General features: G+C 63.2%; 1 protein-coding gene. It reads left to right on the top strand.

Annotated elements, in window-relative coordinates; translation table 11 throughout:
* The coding region (locus XalbCFBP2523_RS16005; RefSeq protein ID WP_146084162.1) for an AMP-binding enzyme at positions 1-370 on the top strand (370 nt) is incomplete at both ends.

The following is a 370-nucleotide window of genomic DNA, read 5'->3' as shown; positions in this document are numbered from 1 at the left end:
TGAGCGCGCATGCGGAGGTGCGCGAGTGCGTGGTGGTGGCGCTGGATGCGGCCGCAGAGAACGATAAACGGCTGGTGGCGTATTGGGTCGGTGCCGAGAGTGTTGATGCTGCAGCATTGCGTCGCTGGCTATCGGTCGTGCTGCCGGATTACATGGTGCCGGCGGCCTATGTGCCGTTGGATCGTCTGCCTCTGACCCCGAACGGCAAGCTGGATCGCAAGGCGTTGCCGGCACCGGATGGTGTGGCTTATGCGGCGCATGCGTATGAAGCGCCGCAGGGCAAGATCGAGCAGACCATTGCCACGATCTGGGGCGATCTACTGGGTCTGGAGACAATCGGTCGGCACGATAACTTCTTCGCCCTCGGCGG

This window comes from Xanthomonas albilineans, assembly GCF_002939705.1.
GTDB classification, from domain to species: Bacteria; Pseudomonadota; Gammaproteobacteria; order Xanthomonadales; family Xanthomonadaceae; genus Xanthomonas_A; species Xanthomonas_A albilineans.
Note: the sequence above shows the minus strand (reverse complement) of the source record. Positions and strands in the feature narration are given on the sequence as shown.